The organism is Streptomyces sp. a15, from assembly GCF_059026085.1.
On record NZ_JBWLKM010000184.1, the window covers coordinates 1 to 4,403 of the forward strand.

4 protein-coding genes and 1 pseudogene are annotated in these 4,403 nt (G+C 70.2%); 2 read left to right on the forward strand and 3 right to left on the reverse strand.

Going from position 1 to position 4,403, the window contains the following annotated elements:
- Both AC5P09_RS51200 and AC5P09_RS51205 read left to right on the forward strand, forming a co-directional pair.
- Positions 1 to 180, forward strand: a pseudogene (locus AC5P09_RS51200) (hypothetical protein); the annotation flags it as partial.
- A gap of 259 nt (positions 181 to 439) precedes the next feature.
- Positions 440 to 955, forward strand: a complete 516-nt coding sequence (locus AC5P09_RS51205; protein WP_493880509.1) for a hypothetical protein — start codon at positions 440 to 442, stop codon at positions 953 to 955.
- 83 nt (positions 956 to 1,038) lie between these two features.
- On the opposite strand, the gene AC5P09_RS51210 is transcribed toward AC5P09_RS51205, so the two are convergent.
- The 3 genes from AC5P09_RS51210 to AC5P09_RS51220 all read right to left on the reverse strand — a co-directional run bounded on the left by AC5P09_RS51210 (position 1,039) and on the right by AC5P09_RS51220 (position 4,258).
- On the reverse strand, positions 1,039 to 2,061 hold the full coding sequence (locus AC5P09_RS51210; protein WP_493880510.1) for an alcohol dehydrogenase catalytic domain-containing protein: 1,023 nt from the start codon (positions 2,059 to 2,061) through the stop codon (positions 1,039 to 1,041).
- A 58-nt stretch (positions 2,062 to 2,119) separates the two neighbouring features.
- Positions 2,120 to 3,556, reverse strand: coding sequence for a carboxylesterase family protein (locus AC5P09_RS51215; RefSeq protein ID WP_493880511.1), 1,437 nt, complete (start codon positions 3,554 to 3,556; stop codon positions 2,120 to 2,122).
- A gap of 294 nt (positions 3,557 to 3,850) precedes the next feature.
- Positions 3,851 to 4,258, reverse strand: coding sequence for a transposase (locus AC5P09_RS51220; RefSeq protein ID WP_493880512.1), 408 nt, complete (start codon positions 4,256 to 4,258; stop codon positions 3,851 to 3,853).
- Positions 4,259 to 4,403 lie beyond the last annotated feature (145 nt).

Sequence of the window (4,403 nt, forward strand, 5' to 3'; positions counted from 1 at the left end):
GATGCGCGCGATCTCGATGCGCAGCGCGGCCTGGCGGAGCGGGTGCGTGAGCACTTCGGGGAGCTGGACGTGGCGTTGAAACGCCGCGCGGTCTCCAGACCGATCCCACTCGTGCCGCCGGTGATGAGGGCGCGCTTGCCCGCAAGACGATTCATGTTGATTGTTCCTTGCCGAGGATAAGGTAAGTCGATGGACTCACCACTTGAAGGTAGCCCCCACACCGCCCTTAAGGCAAGTCGATCCACTTACCATCGGTGGCTTGAGCGGTTCGGCCACGCCGGAGAAGGTTGCCGACACCGGCTCGAAGGCCATGTCGCTGCCGTCCGCGAGGAGCCGGGCGACAGTGGCCTTCCCGACGCCGGGCGGCCCCGCAGGATGGTGGAGCTGAGGCGCTGCTGGGCGACCATGCGGGCCCAGCAGCGGCGTCCGCGGCCAGGAGGTGGTCCTACCCGACGACGTCTTGCGGCGCAGCCTGCTCGAATCGCTGCTGCTGCGCCTGGCCAACTCCCCGGGCATCGCCCCCATCGGCACGGCCACGGTCGGCACCGGCCGCGCCGACAGGTACGGGCGCTTCCTGGACGCCGTGGAGCTGCACTTTCGCGAGCTGCACCAAGCCGCGGACTACGCCGAGTTGCTCGGCTGCGCGGTCGGCACCCTGAGCCGTGCCGCCCGGGACGCCACCGGCAAGGGGGTACATGAGCTCATCGACGAGCGGAGCCTCCTGGAAGCCCGGCCTCACCCCGGCCGCCTTCGCGGCCCGCGCAGCGAGGACCGACGCGTGACGGTATCCCGGCGGAGGCCCCTTGCCCGTCAGGAGGCGATGGCTCCCTTCGCGGTCTGCGTGAACGCCCAATGGGAGTGCACGATGTGCCACTCGCCGTCGATCAGCCGGTACGCCTCGGTGGCGTTTCAGGCGCGCCGTTGCCGTCCGTTGCCGTTGTCGTCGCGGACATAGGTGTTCAGGTTGTAGGCCAGGACCGCGAAGTCACCGCTGTCGGCGACGCTCACGTTGGATGTCGTTTCTCAGTTGCCCAGGTCTCAGTCGTCCAGGACGACGACGTGCTTGCCCGGCGTGGTGCCGGACTCGACGTCGGCCTGGGCGTCACGGACCTGTTCCAGGCCCTGGTAGACCTTCGCGACCGGGACCTTGAGGCGCCCTTCGGTGATGGCCTGGAGCTGGCGGGCGAAGACGTCGGCCGGGAGGTCGGCGGCCTGACCGCCGTAGGACGTCAGCCGCACCCCGCCCGGGATCATGAACGGGGTGAAATCGGGGATCGTCCACTGGCCCGCCAGGGCTCCGGTGAAGCAGACCGTGCCGTGCCGGCGGACGGTGCGGAGGGTGTCGGCGAGGACCGAGCAGCCCACCAGCTCCAGTACGGCGTCGACACCCTCCGGCATCAGCTCGCTCACCTGGTCGGCGATCGTGCCGCTGTCGACGAGGGGATGGTCGACGCCCGCGGCCCGCAGTCCCCCGGCCCTCTCCGGGCTGCGGGTGGTGGACAGCACGGTGGCTCCGAGGTCCTTCGCGATCGTGGCCGCGCTCAGCCCGACCGTGGAGGTGCCGCCGCGGATCAGCAGCGTCTGCCCGGCCTTGAGGTCCAGGCCGGTGGTCAGCGCTCCGTAGGCGGTCTGGAACATCTCCGGCAGCGCACCGACGACCTCCCACGGCAGGCCGGTCTCGAACGGGATGACCTGTGCCGCGGGGACGGTCACGTACTGGGCGTACGCGCCGTCGTACGAGCGGCCCATGCCGCCCATCATCGTGGCCACCTGCTGTCCCGGCCTCAGCGAACTGTTCTCGTCGACGTCATCGACCACGCCGACGCCCTCGATGCCGGGCACACGCGGGTAGGTGACCACCGCGTCCGACTCGCCCTTGCGGGTGGTGACCTCGGACTCGTTGACGCCGAACGCCTTCACCCTGATCCGCACCCAGCCGGGCTTGCGTACGGGCACCGGCACATCCTTGATCTCCAGTGCGTCGAGGCCGCCGGGCCGGGTGACGACGACGGCCCGCATCGTCGCCGGTGCGGCGTCGCTGACTGCTCTCGGTTGGCTCATGTCGAGTTCCTTACTCTGTTCGCCCCCTGGTGCGCTGCTCCGGATCGCCCGGTGACCGTCAAGGGCGGGCGATGTTCTCGAACAGGTCGAGGACCGCCTGGTAGTGGGCGCTGGGCTCGTAGGGAGGGTTGCCGACGCTTCCCGAGGTGGGCCGGTCCGTGACGGCGGGCCACAGGCGGGTCCGCTCGCCGGTGACGAAGTCGAGCACGATGTCGCGGATACGCGTGTCACGGCCGGCCTGTTCAGGACTGCGCCCTGGCTGCTCCTGGCCGACCAGGGCGTACATCTCGGTGCCGTGCACGGCGGGCGCGCCCTCGGCGGGCCCGATCATGAGGAGGTGGGCGTTGCCGCCTGCGGCGGCGTGGGCCAGAGCGCCGCGGGCGGCGGGGAGCGCGTAAATGTAGTCCGTCAGGAGCGCGGCGCGGAGCTCGGCAGGGGTGCGGCCGCCCTGGTCGTAGGTGTCGACGATCTTCTTGGCGCGGGAGCGGGGAATGCGCCACCCCGCGACTTCGTCGGTGACGCGGTCGACGGTGTGCGGGTCGAACCGGTCGAGGTCGTTCGCCACCCACCAGCCCGTCTCGTCGCCGGCCATGCTCAGGAGGACGTCGATGTCCCGGTGCGAGCCCGAGGCCAGGACGTCCAGGGGATGGGCGTGCAGCACCCCGCCGGGCTGTTCGGCGTCCAGGACGACGCCGATGCTCTGGTTGTCCATCCCGCCCCGGACTCCGAGATCCGTCGGGCAGACCTTGCGCAGGGCGGCCACCAGGGAGGCCGCGTCGAGATCGATCAGCTTGTCGGGGTTGCCCGCGACACCGAGTTCGGTGACGAACCGCTCCGCGAGCTCCTCGGCCCACCAGGCCGGGACGAGACGCGAGGGCGCGCCGGAGAACCCGGCCAGTCGCCGGTACAGGCCGTCCGCGGAGGAGGCCCCGAGCAGCCCGAGGGCGGAGAAGGCGCCGGCGCTGTGGCCGAAGACGGTGATGTCGTCGGGGTCGCCACCGAAGGAGGCGATGTTCTGCTTGACCCAGATGAGCGCGGCGATGACGTCCTGCAGGCCGAGGTTGCTGGCCTCGGCGAGCCGCCCGCCGTACTGGGAGAGCGAGAGCGCGCCCAGCGCGCCGAGCCGGTAGTTGACCGACACGCTCACCACGCGTCCCGTCGCGGCGAGACCGGCGGCGTTCGAGGTGGTCTGCGTGTTCGCGCCGTACTCGAATCCGCCGCCATGGATGTACACGGCCACCGGAAGCGCCTTCCCGGTCGGCTGCTCGGGAGCCCACACGTTCAGGTTCAGGCAGTCCTCGCCCATCCCGCTGTCCGCTTCGAGCCAGTCGCCGCTGTCGGGCTGGACGGGGGCGACGCCCTTGCGGTCGCAGGGGCGGTCCGGAACGAAGTCCGCGACTACGGGGCGACGGTACCGCTCGGCGGTGGCGTACGGGATTCCCCACCAGGACCGCACCCCTGGTGCAGTCGGAGCCTTGGGCGCGGTGGCGGTCATGGCGTGAGATTCCTTCCGGTGCGGTTCGGGTGTTTCGCGCGGCGTGTCGGCGGCTGATCGCTCGCGGTGACGCTCCCCAATCATTTCCTGTGACCCCACAAATCACCTGACAGGCAGCGGTCACCTGATGGTCACCAGGCGACACTTGTCTGCTCCCCCTCTTCTTCTCGTGGCCCGTCGCCGCCGGGCAGGCGAGGGCGACCTAAGGCCCTGCCGTCAGCGGGTTCCCTGGCTCGACACGCTGGCTTGCCCAGGAAAGCCGGTGCAACTCGCGGGCCCGAGCATGCCCGCTGATCACTGCCGCATCGGGCGGTGATCTTCCCGGCCTCCGATGGGCAGGGTGAGCCAGAGGCGTTCGCGGGCCAAGTCGACGAGGTCGCCGGCGTAGCCGCGGTCGGCCCAGACCTGGGTGATCTGCGGCTGGCTGAGGCGCAGGCGCCGGAACACGTCGCGGGCGGCGTCGCGGTCCTGGATGTCGGCGGGCGTCACCGTGATCATTACCGGCAGGCCGAGCGTGTCCACCGTGATATGTCGATTTCGGACGTTGAATTTCTTCGCGGCGTCGTAGCCGCGGCTGTTCCGGCCGACGGTCGAGGCTCCCTTGACCGACTGGGAGTCCACGATCAGCGTCACCGGGTGCGGGCAGCGGCCGTTGCCGGTACGGATCCGGCGGCGAAGCTGGTCACGGATGTAGGTGACCACCCCGGCCCGGTTCCACCTCCGGAAAAAGCCCGTAAACCGTCTCCCACGGAGGGAAATCCGCAGGCAGGGCCCGCCTTATGTGGAATCGAGCCGGGCTAGTAGTGCGGCCGATTGCAGAGGAAGCAGCCGTCCCAGAGCGGGAGCG